At 68.8% G+C, this 16825-nt stretch carries 8 protein-coding genes, 1 tRNA gene and 4 pseudogenes; 12 read left to right on the plus strand and 1 reads right to left on the minus strand.

Annotated features, from left to right (window positions below; translation table 11 throughout):
- The first annotated feature begins 156 nt into the window (after positions 1-156).
- On the plus strand, positions 157-1638 hold the full coding sequence (locus ACQEU8_RS35970) for a DUF2637 domain-containing protein (RefSeq protein WP_433109104.1): 1482 nt from the start codon (positions 157-159) through the stop codon (positions 1636-1638).
- Positions 1639-1812: 174 nt separating this feature from the next.
- On the opposite strand, the gene ACQEU8_RS35975 is transcribed toward ACQEU8_RS35970, so the two are convergent.
- A tRNA-Trp gene (locus tag ACQEU8_RS35975) sits at positions 1813-1888 on the minus strand.
- A gap of 198 nt (positions 1889-2086) precedes the next feature.
- Here ACQEU8_RS35975 and ACQEU8_RS35980 point away from each other — a divergent pair.
- The 11 genes and pseudogenes from ACQEU8_RS35980 to ACQEU8_RS36030 all read left to right on the plus strand — a co-directional run.
- Positions 2087-4357 (plus strand): DnaB-like helicase C-terminal domain-containing protein, encoded by a 2271-nt coding sequence (locus ACQEU8_RS35980; RefSeq protein ID WP_433109091.1) that lies wholly within the window; start codon positions 2087-2089, stop codon positions 4355-4357.
- Position 4358: 1 nt separating this feature from the next.
- Entirely contained in the window at positions 4359-4949 is a 591-nt protein-coding gene (locus tag ACQEU8_RS35985) for a transcriptional regulator (protein WP_433109093.1), read from the plus strand.
- Positions 4950-5022: 73 nt separating this feature from the next.
- Positions 5023-7641, plus strand: coding sequence for a Helicase associated domain protein (locus ACQEU8_RS35990; protein WP_433109095.1), 2619 nt, complete (start codon positions 5023-5025; stop codon positions 7639-7641).
- Positions 7642-7850: 209 nt separating this feature from the next.
- Positions 7851-7955: pseudogene (locus ACQEU8_RS35995) on the plus strand (type II toxin-antitoxin system prevent-host-death family antitoxin); the annotation flags it as partial.
- An 88-nt stretch (positions 7956-8043) separates the two neighbouring features.
- On the plus strand, positions 8044-8283 hold the full coding sequence (locus ACQEU8_RS36000) for a hypothetical protein (RefSeq protein WP_433109108.1): 240 nt from the start codon (positions 8044-8046) through the stop codon (positions 8281-8283).
- Positions 8284-9201: 918 nt separating this feature from the next.
- Positions 9202-10293: a bifunctional DNA primase/polymerase gene (locus ACQEU8_RS36005; RefSeq protein ID WP_433109097.1), complete on the plus strand. Its 1092-nt coding sequence runs from the start codon at positions 9202-9204 to the stop codon at positions 10291-10293.
- Positions 10287-11802: pseudogene (locus ACQEU8_RS36010) on the plus strand (DNA primase family protein). The gene ACQEU8_RS36005 and the pseudogene ACQEU8_RS36010 overlap by 7 nt, the downstream one beginning before the upstream one ends.
- Positions 11799-12204: pseudogene (locus ACQEU8_RS36015) on the plus strand (DUF6009 family protein). Before ACQEU8_RS36010 ends, ACQEU8_RS36015 begins: the two co-directional pseudogenes overlap by 4 nt.
- A 415-nt stretch (positions 12205-12619) precedes the next feature.
- Positions 12620-12946, plus strand: a complete 327-nt coding sequence (locus ACQEU8_RS36020; RefSeq protein WP_433109099.1) for a hypothetical protein — start codon at positions 12620-12622, stop codon at positions 12944-12946.
- Complete coding sequence (locus ACQEU8_RS36025; protein WP_433109101.1) at positions 12910-13044, plus strand: hypothetical protein; 135 nt, start codon at positions 12910-12912, stop codon at positions 13042-13044. The genes ACQEU8_RS36020 and ACQEU8_RS36025 overlap by 37 nt, the downstream gene beginning before the upstream one ends.
- A 3278-nt stretch (positions 13045-16322) precedes the next feature.
- A pseudogene (locus ACQEU8_RS36030) lies at positions 16323-16587 on the plus strand (hypothetical protein); the annotation flags it as partial.
- Positions 16588-16825: the final 238 nt, after the last annotated feature.

The following is a 16825-nucleotide window of genomic DNA, read 5'->3' on the forward strand; positions in this document are numbered from 1 at the left end:
TGGCGGCCCCCTCAGGGGCATCTCTGGTCACTCACATGAATGAGACACTGACCCCCCATCAAGGGCGAGATCAAAGAGACAACGGGGGCACTGGTGCAGGGGGTGCGCATTAGTCGCGTGCACCGTCTGCTTATCGCTGTCGTGGTCACCGGTGCCATGGTGATCGCGGCGATCGGCTTCGCGGGCTCCTACGCGGCGGTCCGCGAGCTGGCCGAGCGGAAGGGTTTCGGCGAGTTCGCGCCGTTCTTCCCGATCGGTGTGGACGCGGGCATCGTCGTGCTGCTGTCCCTGGATCTGCTGCTGACCTGGATCCGGATCCCGTTCCCGCTGCTGCGGCAGACCGCCTGGCTGCTGACGGCCGCCACGATCGCCTTCAACGGCGCCGCCGCCTGGCCCGACCCGCTCGGGGTGGGGATGCACGCGGTGATCCCGGTGCTCTTCGTCGTCACCGTCGAGGCCGCCCGGCACGCGGCCGGCCGCGTCGCGGCCATCACCGCCGACAAGCACATGGAAGGCGTACGCCTCTCCCGCTGGCTGCTGGCCTTCCCCTCCACCTTCCGGCTGTGGCGGCGGATGAAGCTGTGGGAGCTGCGCAACTACGACGAAGTGATCCGCATGGAACAGGACCGCCTCGTCTACGAGACCAGACTCCGCGCCCAGTACGGCCGCTCCTGGCGACGCAAAGCACCCGTCGAGGCACTCATGCCCCTCAAACTCGCCCGCTACGGGGTACCGCTCGCTGAGACAGCGCCCTCCGGCCTGGCGGCCGCGGGACTGCCAGCGGACTCCCTCGCGATGCTCGGCAGTGCGCCCCGGCCGGGTAGCGCCCGGGAACGGTACGATCTCCCGCCCTTCGCTGGTCTCAGCGGTCCAGGTGACCGGCCTCGTCCAGGTGCGAGCGGCTACACCGAGGAGGAGACGCTCGTAGCCCGCTACGAACGCCGGTCCTTCCTCTCGCACGGCAACAGCGAACTGGAGTCGGACCCGGCCCGTATCCAGATGCCCCCCACGCCGGTCGCTGCCGAACCGGAACAGCCTGCACCGGAGGAGAGACCGGCAGAGCCCGAGGCCCCTGAGGGCGGCGATGCGGAACCTCTTCGGCCCGCACTCGACCCGCCTCCCGAGGACAACTCCCGCACGGTGGCCCCGCTGGCCACGCGGGCCGAGGAGAGTGTCCCGCCACTGGATGGCGGCGAGGACGGCCAGGAGGCCGACGGGCAGGGCGATGAGGACACGGTGAGCCCGCCACCGCCGGCGGGGGAGGGGGAGCTGACACTCGTCGACCGCTACTACCTGGCGTGGGCAGACCTCACAGAACGGCTCGGGGCAGAGCCTGGCCTTCAGGACCTGTCCGATCACCTCTGGGTAAACGGCATGACAGGCCGAGGAGGCGGTCCGATCAGCCCGAGCACACTGCGCCGCTACCGGCTGGGCTGGCGCATCTACCGGGTGTGGGTGGAGCATCTGGAGGCGCTGGGCAGCGAGCCGCCCCTCAGCGAGCTCGAGGCGCTGTGCGCCAAGCACGGCATCAAGACAAAGGGTGATCGCGGTGACCGCTTGGACGAGAGAGTACTCGCGGGATACCTCACCGAATTCCGCCGCCGCTACGCCGTCACCACCATGGCGCTGCCCCACTGATGCACTGACGCGCACTGCCGATTCAGTCTGCGCAGCGCTGAGACTGCGCAATCGCCGGCGGGTGCGCACTGCCGCGGCACGACTGCGCAGTCAGGTTCGGCCGGGCAGCGGGTGCGCACTCACAGCGCAGCGCGCCGGCGTCCCCACACCATGAAGTCAGTTGGTCTGCGCTTGTGGCAGGGGTGGCAGGAGTCGAACCTGCGGCATCCGGTTTTGGAGACCGGCGCTCTGGCCTCTGAGCTACGCCCCTTCGCCGGCGACCAGCCTGGCACCTCCAGCAGGCTGCCTTCCACAGACTTTCTGGCGAGCCGGGGTTGCCGGCCGCAGTCTCTGCTCATGGAACGGAACCCGTTGAGACCCCGACGTGAGCGACCAGAGAGGTATCAAACACGTACCTACAACGTTCCTACTTGCTAAGGTGGGCGGTTCAGTTCAAGGGAGGCCGTGGATGGATGTGACGCTCTCGCAGGCTCGTGAGCAGTGGAGCGAGGTGGTCGAGCGCCTCCAGCATGGTGAACAGGTTGTGCTGGTCAACACCAAGAGCAGGCAGGCCGCCGCGATGGACCGCCTGGAGGGGCCGGAGCCGTCCGGGCCGGTGTGGTCGAGTACGAAGGCGCGGCAGGAGCTGGGCGCTCTGGTGTCCGCAGCCCAGACGGAGCCGCAGGTTCTGACGGTTGGCGGCCGGCCCGCCGCCACGGTCTCCCGCCACACCCCGCCCCGGAACCATCCGCCGCAGCCCGAGACCACCACGGGCGTCACTGGGCTCGGTGATGTCCTGGACGGCCTGCTGGAGACCGAGCCGCAGACGACCGGCCTGTCCAGCGGCGTCCCGGCGCTGGACAGGGTCTCGGGGGGTCTGGCGCGGGGGAGCCTCACGCTGGTGGTGGCCCCGCCGAATGCAGGTGGGAGCCTGCTCCCGCTCCAGGCAGCACGTGCGGCCGCCTTCGATCCCGAGCAGCCGGTTCCCGTGCTCTACGCCCTTTCCGGCGTGCCGCTGCAGGTGGCTGCCCGTCGTCTGATCGCAGCCGAAGCCCCTGTGCCCTACGCCCAGTTCGCCGCCGGCACCCTCACCCCGGAGCAGCGCCAGGCCGTGGTGGACGCCGACGGTCGCCTGCGGGCCGCACCGTTGTCGTTCACCCGGCCGGAGCCGACCGCGCAGGCGATCGCGGAGGAGGCCGCCCGTATCGAGGACCTGGGGCTGGTGGTGGTCGACCGGCTCCAGCACACCCGCGCGGACAGCACCCCGCTCTCCGGCCGGGCGCTGCCTGCCGCCGTGAAGACCCTGGCCCGTCTCGCTGCCGAGCGGCAGGCCGCTGTCGTGGTGCTGCTCGATACCGATGACACCCATCTGGTGGAGCAGCTGGGTGCGGACCGCGTCTTCCACCTCACCCGCCCCGGCGGCGGCGATACCGCCCGTATCACGGTCACCGCCCGGGACTTGGGCACCCTGGCGGCTGTGGAGGTGGCACTGGACATGACGCATCTGCGCCTGCTCGACCAGCCCACCCCGGCACCGGCCCCAAGTACTGCCTCCGCGCCAACACCGGTGGCACCTGCCCCGAGCCCGGCCGGGGAGGCGGTTGTTCCGTCCCCGGCACGCCGCCCGGCCCGGCCTGGTCGGCGGCCGACGGCCGCTGCTCCGCGGGCTGCGGGCAAGGGATCGGCGACGGTGGCGAAGTCCAGCGGGACGGTGGCCGAGTTGACCGAGCGGATCGAGAGCCGGGTCCGGGCCGTGCTCGCCGAGACCGGGGGAGAGGTCGCGGAGGCGGTCGCCCAGCTGCAGAAGACCGCGATCCCGGACGTGATGGATCTGCTGGAGCAGAGCCGGGCCGGAGGGCGGTACGACTTCCGCAACTACCCGGACCTGCCCGACATCCTGCACAAGCGCGGGCGCCAGGACGCCGACGCCATCTGGGAGGCCCGCCCGCGCTGGACGGCCCCGCCCGAGATCCTCGACCAGCTCGGCGACGACATCGTGACAGCGCTGGACATCAACGGTGCCTACCTCAGCGCGCTCAAGGCCCACCTGCCGATCGGGCAGCTCGAACACCACCTCGGCCCCGACGAAGGCGGGCCAGCGCATGACACCAAGCGCTCCGGCGTCCACCTGATCACCCCGCCCGACTGGGACCACCCGCACCTGCCCAACCCGATCGGCGACCGTGAAGAGCCCGGCCGGATCTGGGTCACCGAGTCGACCCTGCGGCTCCTGCTGCGCCTCTCCGGCCCCAAGTACGGGCTGTGCGAGCGCCCGCTGATCCACGAGTCGTGGACCTCGGGTTCGACCGAGCAGCTGCTGGAGAATCTGCGGCGTGCTCTGGCCCAGGCCCGCACCAACGCCCTCGCGTCGGACTCCGGGGAGGGGGAGGCGACGTACGAGTACGTGAAGGCGATGTACTCCAAGCTGGTCTCGACGATGGGGGAGTCGAACTACAACCGGGACCTGTACCGGACCGACTGGATGCACATCATCCGCAGCCAGGCGTTCGCCAACCTGTGGAACAAGGCGTGGCAGGCTCACCAGGCCGGGCTGACGGTCGTGCGGATGATGGGCACCGACGAACTCCACCTGGCCGGCGACTGGCGCACAGCCCGGGCGGCGGGCAAGGACACCCCGCTGTTCCCCGAAGGGCGGGAAGTCACCGAGGTCAAGCCCAAGCAGACCTACCGTCTTGAGAAGGTGGCCGAAGACAGCTACCGCGAGCGGGAGATGAACTGACGTGCCGGAGCGGACACTCAACTTCGGCCTCTACGGGGCCCAGGGGCAGAAGAGCGCCCAGCTGGCCGCCGAGGTGCTCGACCGGCTCGCCCTGGAAGGGGGCATCCGCTCTCCGGTCACCAGCCGGCGCGGGCTGAACGCGCGGCTGAACTACCTGACCAACTCGTCGGCCGGGTATCAGGCGATAAGGGATGCGGGGATCACGGTGGCCCGGGGCACGCTGCGCAGGTGGCTCCAGCACAAGCAGACCCCCTCCCGCGACAACCTGGCCCGTATCGACGCGGCTTACCGCGCCTACCGCCGCCGTAACGTGGCCCGTCACCTGTTGCAGCGTCTGAATGCGCGGGGCGGGACGCGGGTGGAGATTCAGCCGCTCGACCAGAGCGGGGTGGCTGAGCCTCGCAGGCGGGTCATCACCACGGACGTGGCCGGGTTCCGCCGTCTGCGGATCCGCAACTGGGACCGGATCGTGGATGCCTGGGTCGCCCAGGACGATGAGGCGCTCGCGGATGCGTGGGATGACTGGCTGACCGACCTGGGCTCGCAGTGGGGCCAGTACGAGTACGCCACCTCGGTCGGCTTCTCCGCCTGACCGACAACAGCCAGCCACAGCGGAGCAGGGACTCAAGGGACTCAGGGGGACTGAAGGAATGGAGGGCAGCCGCGTGCGCGAGCCGATGACGCTTGGGGCGCGGCAGCGGGAAGCCGTCGACGCGGCGGTCTTCGCACTGGAGACCCCGCCCGGCGGCATCCCGGCAGAGGGTCTGCGTACCCAGGTGATCGCCGCACCGGGCTCGGGTAAGACTCTCATCGCCTACGAAGTCGCCCGCCGCCTGGAGCTCCGCGGGCGCGTGCTGGTGCTGGTGCCCACCTTGAATCTGCTGACTCAGACGGTGGAGAGATGGCGCCAGTACGGCATGCGCGGCAGCGCCGTCGCCGTCTGCTCCCTCGACCGCGACCCCGAAGTCCGCTCCCACCTCGCTGACGAGCTCGGGGTGCGGTGTACGACCAACCCGATCCGTCTGGCCATGTGGGCCGGCAGCGGCCCTGTGACCGTCTTCGCCACCTACGCCTCCCTCGTCGGCAACCCCGGCCGCCACAGCGCCGACGAAGACGAGGAGGAGGCGGCGGAGGCCGCCGAGGAGCGCGCGGTCGCCGGTGTCCTGGAGCGGGCCCTGGCCGGGGCGTTCGGGCAGAAACTGGAGGGGTTCGGCCTGGCCATCGTGGACGAGGCCCACCGCACCGCAGGACTCGCGACCAAGCCGTGGGCGATCGTCCACGACAACACCCGTATCCCCGCCGACCGGCGCCTGTATATGACCGCCACCCCGCGCATCTGGGACAAGACCAGCCGGCGCCAGGCGGTCGCCGGCCCGAAAGAGGCAGCGGAAGGGGATGAGGGGGAGGTGCTGGTCGCCTCCATGGACGATGAGGCCCTCTACGGCAAGCCCGCCTTCACCTACCCCCTCGGCCAGGCCATCGAAGAGGGCGTCCTCGCCGGCTTCGAGATCGACGTCCTCGAGATCCGCGACCCGGCACCCCCCGGGACCGGCACGAGCCTGGAGGAGCGGCGAGGCATGCGGCTGGGCGCGATCCGCGCCGCCACCCTCGCGCACATGGAAACCGCAGGCGTCGTCAGCCTGCTGAGCTTCCACTCCCGCACCCAGGAAGCCCTCTCCTTCGCCCGTGGCCTGCCGGATGCGGCTGATGAGCTGCGTGCGGCCGGGCGGTTCCCGGGCGAGGTGTGGGGGGAGTGGCTGTGCGGCCTCCACCCGGCCGCCCACCAGCGCGCGACTCTGGCCCAGTTCGCCGACGGTGTCGATGCCGAGGGCCGCAAGACGGAGTTCCGCATCCTGTGCACCTGCCGCCTGCTGGGGGAGGGCACCGACATCACCGGACGGTGCGGACTGGACGGTGTCCTGTTCGCCGACGTACGCAGCTCACCCGTCGACATCGTCCAGGCCGTCGGCCGCGCCCTGCGGCAAAAGCCCCACGAGGGCAAGGTCGCCCGCCTGGTCGTGCCCGTCCTCCTGAGCGCCGAGGAGGAGGGCCGGGACATGGCGGCCACAGTCGCCTTCGAACCGCTGGTGACCGTCCTGCGAGCGTTGCGCGCCTTCGACCCGCGCATCGTCGAGCGCCTGGCGCTGCGCCCGGCCGGCCGCCGCGGCGGCGCTGAAGACACCCTCGCCACCGACCCCGCCGGAGACCCCCGCAAGAAGGTGGACGAAGCGGCCGAGGTGCCCCAGGGCGAGGCGCCCACTGGCGACCATGGCAAGGAGGAGGAGCCGGGGGAGGTGTCCGAGCCCGCGCTGCTGCGCTTCTCCCGCCGCGGCCGGGATGCGGAGGAGATCGCCCGGCTGGTCCGCACCCGCGTCCTGCGCCCGGAGTCGACCGCCTGGCTCACCGGACTCGAAGCCGTCCGCACCTACGCCGCCGAACACGGGCACGCCAACATCCCCTACACCGCCACCGTCACCCTCGGCGACACTCACATCGACTACCCGGTCGGCCAGTGGGCCGCCGAACAGCGCCGCGCCTGGCGCTACGACGACCTGGCGGACTGGCGGATCGAGTTGCTGGCCGAGACCGGCTTCGTCTTCGACCCCCGCGACCAGTCCTTCACCGAGTTCCTTGACCTGTGCGCGCTCTACTACGGCGAGCACCACACCCTCGCCGCACCCCGCGACGCCGCCATCGCCGGTGTCCGGATCGGAGAGCGGCTGCACCAGGCGCGCAAGCCCGGCGGCCTGGGCAAGAAACCCGAGCGCGCCGAGAGCCGCCGCAAGCGGCTGGAGGCCATCGACCCGGACTGGAACCCCGACTGGCCTCTGTCCTGGCAGCGCCACTACGCCAAAGCACGCTGGCTCCTGTCCCAAGGCGCCACCCTCGCCGAGCTCCAGCCCGGCGTCAGCCTCGGCGGCGACGACATCGGCGCCTGGCTGGCCGAGCAGCCCGCAGCCTGGCACAGCCTCAAGAAGGGCCAGCAGGAGCGCCTGACCGAACTGGGGATCCAGCCCGCCGCCAAGGCAGAACTCACCACACCTGCTGTGCCGGCCAGGGCGTCGAAGTGGGAGATCAACCTCGCCGCCGCCCGCCAGTTCAAAGCCCGCGAGGGACACCTGCGCGTGCCTCGCCCCCACACCGAGACCGTCACCGACACTGAAGGCCGCCAGCATCACATCCGGCTGGGCGTCTTCCGCAGCAACACCCGCAGCCACTACAAACAGCACAAACTCACCCCCGACCAGGCCCGCGAAGCCCTTGAAGTCGGACTGCTTACCTGACCCTGGCTGACCGACCTTTGGGCCGCGTCATACGGCGGCGCTAACGGCTTCGCTTTCGCCCAGTACGTCCTGCAAGGGCACGCCCCGGGTACCGCGAGGCACGGTGGCCAGCACGTCCAACTATGCCGAAGACGCGGGAAAGCGGGCTTGATCGGCCGGGTGTCGTGCCCGGTCTTGCCTACGGCAGCGGAAGGTGGACAGCTCTGTACATGAGTGAGACGTTGCCGATCACTGCGGCGAGGGCCCGGTTCGGTTCGCTGGTGCGCCGTGTTCCCCATACGCGGGAGCGCATCACGATCACCGATAACGGCCAGCCCGCAGCTGTCCCGGTCAATCCGCTTCCGGCTGAGCCTGGGCGAGGTCTTCGCAGAAGACGAGGGCCGCGGTGGAGTGGGCGTCGCGGTGGACGACGTGAACCAGGGCTGGGCAGGCCTGCGCCGGAGGCTGCTGTCCACTCCCATGACACCCATCGACTTCCCCGCGCATGCCACGATCGCCCATCCACGCACCTACAAGCGCAGAACACAGTGCTATGCCGAATTGGCCGGACACCACGCCGGAGGCACAGTCTGGGCACGCGAACTTCTGTTCACCCAGACCACCAGCAACTCGTTCACCATCCTTCGACGCTTCCCCCCCTGAGCGCAGCCGGGAACGGCTGACCAGCCCAATGCGGCCGGTGCGACGAGGTGCTGTTCAACATCGAAGAAGACCCACCTCGGTTCGCCCATCGCGTCGTGTGGCTGGGGGGTTCGGCACGGGCGAGGGAGAGCGCGAGGGAGCGACTGAAGGCAGGTATGTGGGAAGCGGGCAAGAGCATAAGTCGTCATAACTTCTGCTCAGAGTCGCTTCAGTCGCTCTTTAGTCTCAAAAGTGCTGACTGATCAAAGTTTTCGGCCAGCGACTGAAGCAGCAACCGAGAGTCCGGCTATGGCGCAGAGCGCCCATCCAGAGAAGAGGGAGCGACTCAAGACTGTGCATCCAGCGACCGAGCTCTCGTCAGTCGCTGGGCAGGTTCTCTGACTTACTGCCCTCTGAACTGCGGTTTTTCTGATCGGCAGCGACTGAAGCGACTGAAGGTCGGTATCTATGACACGCACGCGCACGCGCGAATGTCGTCATAATCCAAACTCAGAGTCGCTTCAGTCGCTCCTCAGCCCGGAACCCCCCGCCCACCAGGGGTTTTCTTCAGCGACCGAAGCAGCGACCGAACCCATCCCCCAAGGACGTGGATCGCTGCGGCAGGCCCTCTGGAAGTCAGGGAAGAGGGGGCGCCGGCCCAGCAGTCAGGGGCGAGTCGGGGACTCCGGGGCCGCGCCGCCGATTCCAGGGCGATGTTCTTCCTGCCCGGGCAGCAGGCGGCTGCGGCCCGGGGTCGCCACGCCCGATCCTGCCCTGCCCGCCTACCGCCCTGACCATTTTTCGCTAAGGTGTCTTCACCTTGTTCTGAACTTCAGTCGCTTCAGTCGCTGTCGGGGGTCAATGGGCTCTCTGACCTGCGTTTCTCTGGCAGCGACTGAAGCCGCAAGGCGATCGGGAACCACTGTCGAGTCACGAGGAATGGCCATCTCCACCACCGGTAGGCAAGACATGCTCGCTGTCGCCCACGAGTGCGCGGCAGCTGGCTGGCCTGTCCACCCTCTGACTCCCGGCAGGAAGATCCCCGCCCGCAACTGCCCTGCCTGCCAGGACAGATCCCACCCGCCTGCCCAGTGCCCCTGTATCCAGGACGGTGGCTGGTGCCACGGCTTCCACGCCGCCACCACCGACCCCGAGCGCATCCGCGCCTGGTGGGGCGCCATCCCTGGCGCCGGGGTCGGTGTCTCCTGCGGACCCGCCCACCTCGTCGTCATCGACATCGACGCCCACCCCCAACCTCTCCCGGCCCGGGACCGGCTGTGGCCAGGTATCCCCCTCCACGACCATGTCGACCTGACCGGCCTGGAAAACGGCTTCCACACCCTGGCCGTCCTCGCCGCCCTGCGCAGCGCCCCCGACCCGGCCCAGGACGAGACCACACTGCGCGTACGCACCCCCTCGGGCGGGCTCCACGTCTGGTACCGCACCGACCCCGCACACACCTTCCACTGCTCCAGCGGCTCCAGCACCGGGCGCGCCCTGTGCTGGCAGGTCGACGTACGCGCACACGGCGGCTACATCGTCGCCCCCGGCACCCGCACCACCGACGGCACCTACACCCCGCTCGCCCCCACCAGGCCCCCTGCACCTCTGCCCGGCTGGCTCGCCCAGGAGCTGGTCCGCACCGGCCACACCACCCCGGCCGACGAGCCCGCCCACCTCCCGCGGCCCGCGGCTCGCCGCTCTGTGCCCTCCCGCGCCCGGGAAGCCGTCGTCCAAGCCGGGGGAGGACGCGCCACCGCTGCGAAGGCGATGGAGACCGTCCTGGCCGAGGTCGCCGGATGTGCCGCGGCGGCGGAGAACATGGGCTTCTCCGAAAAACTCAACCGCGCCGCCTACACCGCCGGAGGACTCGTCGCGGCTGGCCAACTTGACCAGCACGCCGCCGAAGAAGCACTGCTGGCCGCAGCCGACTACGCACGCCCCCGCCAGCACGCCCGCGCCCTGCAGATCATCCGCGCCGGACTCACTGCCGGCGCCCAGCGCCCCATGTATCCGGGAGCCCGATCGTGACCGCAGCATTCGACCCGGCCGACGTGGCACGCCAGATCCTCCAGCAGCCTCCCGCTCCGCTCCCGGCCCAGGCCCCGGCACCGACGGCACCGCGCGAGCGGCCGCCGTTCCAGACCACCGAGCACGGTCTGCTCCTGGACTCGATGACCGACCGCGGCCTGGCCAAAGCCTTCGCCCACCTGTACGCCCGCGATTTCCGCCACGTCAACGGACTGGGCTGGTACCGCTGGTCCGGCTCCCGGTGGGAGCCCGACGAGCACGACACCGTCGTATGGGCGGCCGGCGACATGGCCGAGACCCTGGCCACCCACGACCCCACCGGCACCTACACCGACGCTGAGATGCGCCGCGAGCGCCGCCGGGCCATGTCCACCTCCGGCATCAAGGCCGTCCTCCAGCAGGCCCGCGCCGCCCGCGGCATGCTCCTGGACGCCTCCCTCCTGGACGCCGACCCCTACAAGCTGTGCACCCCCGGCGGCATCGTCGACCTGGCCACCGGCACCCTCCAGCCGCCCGACCCCGAATGCGACTTCCACTCCCGCAGCGCCCTCACAGCCCCCGAGCAGATGCCCACCCCACGCTGGGACCGGTTCCTGACCGACACCTTCGGCGACGACGCCGATGGACGGGAGATGATCCGCTACCTGCACCTGCTGCTGGGCTACTCGATCACCGGCGATGTCGGCGCCCAGGTCCTCGCCTTCCTCTACGGCCAGGGCAAGAACGGCAAGTCGGTGCTCCTGGACGTCATCGTGAAACTCCTGGGGGACTATGCCGATGCGGCACCGCCCGGCTTCCTGATGGCCAAAACCCTTCGAGAGTCACCCCACCGACCTGGCCGAGCTCCACGGACGACGCGTCATCGTCTGCAGCGAGCTGAAGGCCGGCGACCGCTTCGACGAATCCCGCGTCAAGCTGCTCACCGGCGGAGACCAGCTCAAAGCCCGCCGCATGCGGCAGGACTTCTTCTCCTTCACCCCCACCCACAAGCTCTTCCTGCTGGGCAACCACCGCCCCGAAGTCGGCACCGGCGGGTACGCCTTCTGGCGCCGCATGCGCCTGATCCCCTTCGAGCGGATCATCCCCGACGAACGCAAGATCGATAACCTCGCCGACATCCTCGTCCGCGAAGAAGGCCCCGGCATCCTGGCCTGGCTCATCGACGGCGCCCGCCGCTACCTCGCCGGCGAGAAAGACCTCACCGGCCCCGAACGCGTACGGGTGGCCACCACCGCATACGCCGAGACCGAAGACCACATGGGCCGCTTCCTGGGTGAGACCTGCAAAATCGAACCCGGCCTGCGCGCCGAACAGAAACACCTCTACCTGGCCTACTGCCGCTGGTGCGAGAGCGAGGGCGCAACTCCCGTCTCCAGCCGCGCGTTCGCCGCACGGGTCCGCGACACACTGGGTATGCGTTCCCCCAAGGAGATGGCCACCTCGAACCAGAAGAAGTACTACCCCGGCATCGGCCTTATCGCCGACATGACCGACGAGGAGACCCCGTGAGCGCGCTGATCGACCCCCAGGACCTCGCGCACGAGGAAGAACTCGTCTGGCTCGAGAACACCGAAGACCTCGACTACGTCCGCCAGACCCTCGACCGTGTCTCCTCACGCCGCCGCCAGCCCCCCTACCACCGCGACGGCCGCCTGGTCGGCTACGCCACCCTCACCAACAAGGCCAAACCCTCCCGCGCCTCCGGCACCTGGCTACGCCGCGTCTTCTGGCTCGCCCCCCACGACCGCGACCAGGACCCCGACGGCCTCTACGCCACCGGCGCCCCCTCCGAAGCCGTCGACCCCCGCACCCTCCACCCGGACCATCAAGGGCTACAAGACCGAACGCTCCGAAGGCGGCCCCGCCTCCGACGCCATGCGCGAGATGGGCATAGAGCTCCCCAAAGTGTGAACAGCTTGCCGGGTCCCAGCTCCGGTGCTGAGTCGCTTCGGTCGCTCGGCGCGCGGCGGCCGACCCTGCGACCGCGACCGCCGCTCGCCATCGTGCCTGCGCCACCGGCGCTGGCCCGCCTGTCCAGGGCAGACGCGCCAGGGCGTCAAAGAGACACCGACCTGGCTGCGGCGCCGCGGGGCGTCGGTCCGACGGAGCATGGGGCCGTCGGCCTTGCGCACTCAGCGGCGCGCATGGTGACGGCCCTGACAGATGTCAGTGGCGAGACGGCTGGGGCCAGGGGGCAGAGTGGGACACACCCACCGCCCGAGACAGGTGACCGACGAGGGCGGTAGGAGGTGACAGCGGCCACCGGGGGCTGGGGGATGCATCTGCCTGCTGTGGCCGACGAGCCCAATCCATGGGGGAGAAAAGCATGTTCCGATCCGTACGCAAGACGGCCGTCGCCCTGACCCTGCTCGCCGCAGTCGGTGGCCTCGGGGCCGTCGCTGCGCCCGCCAACGCCGCACCCGCCGGCGCCGTATCGGCGAAGGCAGGAGACGTCTCGGCGAAGTCCATCGACCGCTGGGCGCACTGCTCGACCGCCCCGGCCGGGTCCCTCGTCCTGGACTACGACACCATCAACGACGACCCCGCCGACATGAGTGTCTGCTGGAGCGGCTCCGGCCGGGCGGCCAACCCGACCAGCACGGGGAGCTCCGCCAGGTGCACACCGCCAACAACCGCGGCTCCCTCCACCTGAAGACCGGAGGGAAGGAGTGGGACCTGCCCTTCAACCGCAACGAGACACACAGCATCCCCCAGGACACCGTCCTGCTGGGCCTCTCCCTGAACGAGTGAACATTCCGGGGCCGGCCAATACGTGACCACCACGATGCGCATGGTCGGTCGGTTCGCCCCGCGGGAGGCCTGGACCCGGTGGATCCCGGCCTCCCGCGCCCTGAGCAGACCGAGCTGCCTGCCATAGTTCGGTAAGGGCCGCGGGTTGCGGGCAAGGTGGGTCGACGGCGGTGAAGACCTGCCGTAACCCGTCGGCGTCCTTGGCGAATCGCTCGGCCATTGCAAGAGCTTCGGTCTCCCAGATGACTTCGTATGTCACGCCTCGGATCCGCCGAGGATGCGGCGCGTAGGCCTTGAGACGCCGCTACCCTGCCGACATCCGGCGATCCCGGGGAGGTAGTGCTCATGCCCGTCAAGGACTGTCCCGTCTGCGGGGCGAGGAATCGAGGAGAAGGACCGTTGGGGAGCGTGCCGGAAGTGTGGGGCCTGGCAGCGCCAGTAGCCGACCGAACCAACACGGTGGTCACCGTTCTAGCCACCGGCAGGGCAGGGGAGCCTCTCGGTCGAGGAAGGCGGGGATAACGGGCCCTGGCGTTCCTGTGTCGTGTCGACGGCCGACGACACGGTGATTCCAGATAAAGTTGCCCTACCAGGAGCAGGACGGATTGTTACCGGAAACAAACGAGTCCTGGCCCATCTGTTCCATCACCTCGTGCTGCTGGAGGCTCGGTGCCATGCACGGATCGTGGGAATTCGGATGGGAAGCGCTGGTGGCGATCGGCACACTGGCACTTGCGCTGGTGACCGCCACGCTGGCCTATCGGACGGCGCCAGCTCGCGGAAGCAAGCGCGGACGAGCTTCGGGCGAGCTGGAGGCCGGTCGTACTGCCCGTTTTGGAAACGCGGGACGGTCGAGGTGTCAGTCATGGGACCGACCACGAAACAGCCCGGGAGTTCTGAGCATCTTCGTCCGTAACGCTGGGCGTGGGACCTGCTCCTCTACGTGCGCACACAGCTTGAGACCCCGGGAGACCCCGGAGGTATCAGCCCGCAGAAACTGGTCACTCGGCGCCTTGGCGTCGGACGACGAGCAGAAGTTGACCTTCTTCCTGGACCGAGGCTCGAATCGTCCGGGCAGCTGCTTCTTCGACTACCGGGATTTGGCCGACCGTGCTTACTCGACCTCCATCACGATCATCGTGGAGGAGGCATCCCGCGGGTCTAATGACGTCCACCCCTGGCAGGACCATTCGGTCACAACCCTCGGCGATGCCGTCTACCCCAGCCCGGCCTACGCGATGTCTCCCCCAAGCCTTGATCCGTCAGCTAGGACCGCGGAGCGGGCAGTGCCGGACTGCTCCCGGCGACGAGTGACGCTCGCTCTGCTGCCAGTTCGGGCACGTGCTTGCAAGGCCCCGGGATTCCACGAAGCGCCCATGAGGGGTCTAGGGCCCGGGGCACTATGTCCCCGGGCCCCCAAGGCGTCAGGAGCCCGATGGCTACCCCCGCAACTGCTACCGCCAGGGCCATGACGCCGAGGGCGACCAACACGGGCTGGCTGACTGTGGGAAGGCGGTGCGTGATGTACCCGGCCGCCGCGCCGAGCAGGAGCACGGCCAGCGCCAGGGCCGCTACGCCGGAACTGATGTTACATGCGTTCTCTCCAAGGGATCAGCAGTCGATTCGGATGCGGCTCCGGAGCCGATGGAGAGAGGTTGGGGGACGCGAGGGTTAGTCACGCAACTCTCGCGAAAATCCGTTGGGTGGCCTCGTTTCCGCAGGTCAGACGGCTGTGCAAGTTTTCGCGAGAATCTGTCGACCTCTTCAGGAACGAGGGGCAGGCAGGGTCAGGCCGTCCTCGGCGGTGAGGGAGTCCCGGCCGGCCGCGAGTTCGGGCACGTACTTGTACAGCGTGTTCCGCGAGACGCCCAGCAGCTTGGGCGATGGACGAGATGGTGTTTTCCGGGCGGCGCGAGGAAGTGCAGGGGTGTGACCCAGATACGGGTCAAAGGGGCAACGAGTTGATCTTGATGCCCTGGCGGGCATCCGGGCCTACTTGGTGTTGTCGGCTTCCTTGGCGATGCTGGCTATTGACCAGCCCCCTCTGACATCCGGACGCGGAGTCATTGACTGGTCACGGTCGAGTACCGCCAGGAGCAGAGTGCTAGCCGCTAATCCCGCCAGAAGCGGCGTGCCGGCCGCCGGGTGCTGCCAGCACGACGTATGGCGACTAGGCCAGCGGCGAGCAGTAGGAGTGCGAGCGTTCGGCATTCATCAGCTTCTCCTTGGTTGGCGTAGGTGATCCCCGGTCCGGTGACCGAGAGGGGGAGAGCCTGCGCGAGAAGGGGTTAGCCGCGCAACAGTCACCAGTCACTGATTCGTCACTCGGATGACGAAAAAACGGCAGAGGCAATGCGTGCAGTGGATGAGGGTCGACGGCCAGGCGGCCAGCGCGAAGGCCAGGTTGCCATCGTCGGCGCGCCGCATCACCCAGGCAGGGCGAGAGAGCTGGTTGCTGCCGTTCGTAGAGCAGCCTAACGAGCCGTCGCGACAAGTCCCTCGTGCTGCGGGGATACTGTCCGCATCAGACAGCGATCTTGCTCGGGGAATTGCCCGCTACCTATGAAAACGTGAACAGGGGAACAATGGGCGATGCGTACAGCGATGGCGGACAACGCAGTCCAAAGGCGTCCGCGCGCCGACGCGCCGTCAGCGCCCACTAGGGCCGACGAGTCCATAGCGCCGGTTTCCGTTCCGATGTTCTCAAGCCCCGACGCCCCCGGGCCGGAACGAACTGTTACCGGTTCAGGGGACAAGACGCTCTTCGCCGAATAACTTGCTCGGCTTCAGCCGGACGGTGTCACAGTTATGACCGGTAGCTGTGGACAGCAGCCTGCCGGATCCACATGCTCACGCGAACAGATGGCGTTCACGGAAACGGGGAGCGGCTGACCGGGTGACGCTGTGGCGCGCGCTACGAGGCAGGGCGCTCGAAACGCCTGATAGTGACGGCATGGGCATGGAGAAAATTGGCAGAAGGTCCGCAGGGTTGAGCTGACAGGGCAAGCTCATCGAGCGCGAGGAAGACTCCCGACCTGAAGACCTGGTCGCCGAGGCATCCGACGTTGAGGTACAGCTCGCGGACGGCTTCGCCATATCTCCATGAAGGTGGGCGACCGCCAGGTGGGTGACCGTAGTTCCTGCCTCGCCGTCAAACGACTGACGTACGACCGGAAGCACTCTGGTCCTTGGGCTGCGCGGCGCTGACAGCGCTGGTGTCAGCGGGGTCTGTGCGGCGGTGTCAGTGGCGGGTGGGACGCTGCCGCGCATGAGTCAGCCGCGGTCGGCGGGTCTATGTCAGTGACCACGGTCGACCCGTACCCCTACGCCCGCCTGGTCGCTCCTACCGGGAGTTGGTGGGCGGTCCGCTCGATGGCCTGCTGCTCGATGTCACCGGCCAGAGTGAGGCCGAGCTGGCCGACGGCTCGGCCTGATAACCGTGATCGGCCGGTTCGGGCCGGCGGCCGAGCCGTCTACAGCCCCCGCCCCACCAATTTCCTCAAGTGGGACTGGAAGGCGACACCCCTGAAAATCCGCGCCTGACAGCACATTTCCTGAGCCGAAATCAGAAACTCTTTTCCCGACGGTTCCCAGACCCGACAGACCGATTCCCCGGCACGCAAGGGTGGTGCGCTGTGGCCCAAATCCGGACCCCTTCGTGCAAACTTGAATTCGGTGCCAGGGAACCCTCGATGGGTGTGGGGTAGTGGTATCGAAACCCAAAACCGACCCCATTATGCATACCGGGTGAGCCGAGTGAGCACGGGCCCCCTCTCCGTAG

This window comes from Streptomyces sp. CA-250714 (assembly GCF_050936705.1).
GTDB lineage: Bacteria > Actinomycetota > Actinomycetes > Streptomycetales > Streptomycetaceae > Streptomyces.

Coding starts and splice junctions, on each gene's coding strand:
- ACQEU8_RS35970 (WP_433109104.1), top strand. CDS start 157: ATGGTGATCGCGGCGATCGGCTTCGCGGGCTCCTACGCGGCGGTCCGC.
- ACQEU8_RS35980 (WP_433109091.1), top strand. CDS start 2,087: ATGGATGTGACGCTCTCGCAGGCTCGTGAGCAGTGGAGCGAGGTGGTC.
- ACQEU8_RS36005 (WP_433109097.1), top strand. CDS start 9,202: ATGGCCATCTCCACCACCGGTAGGCAAGACATGCTCGCTGTCGCCCAC.
- ACQEU8_RS36020 (WP_433109099.1), top strand. CDS start 12,620: ATGTTCCGATCCGTACGCAAGACGGCCGTCGCCCTGACCCTGCTCGCC.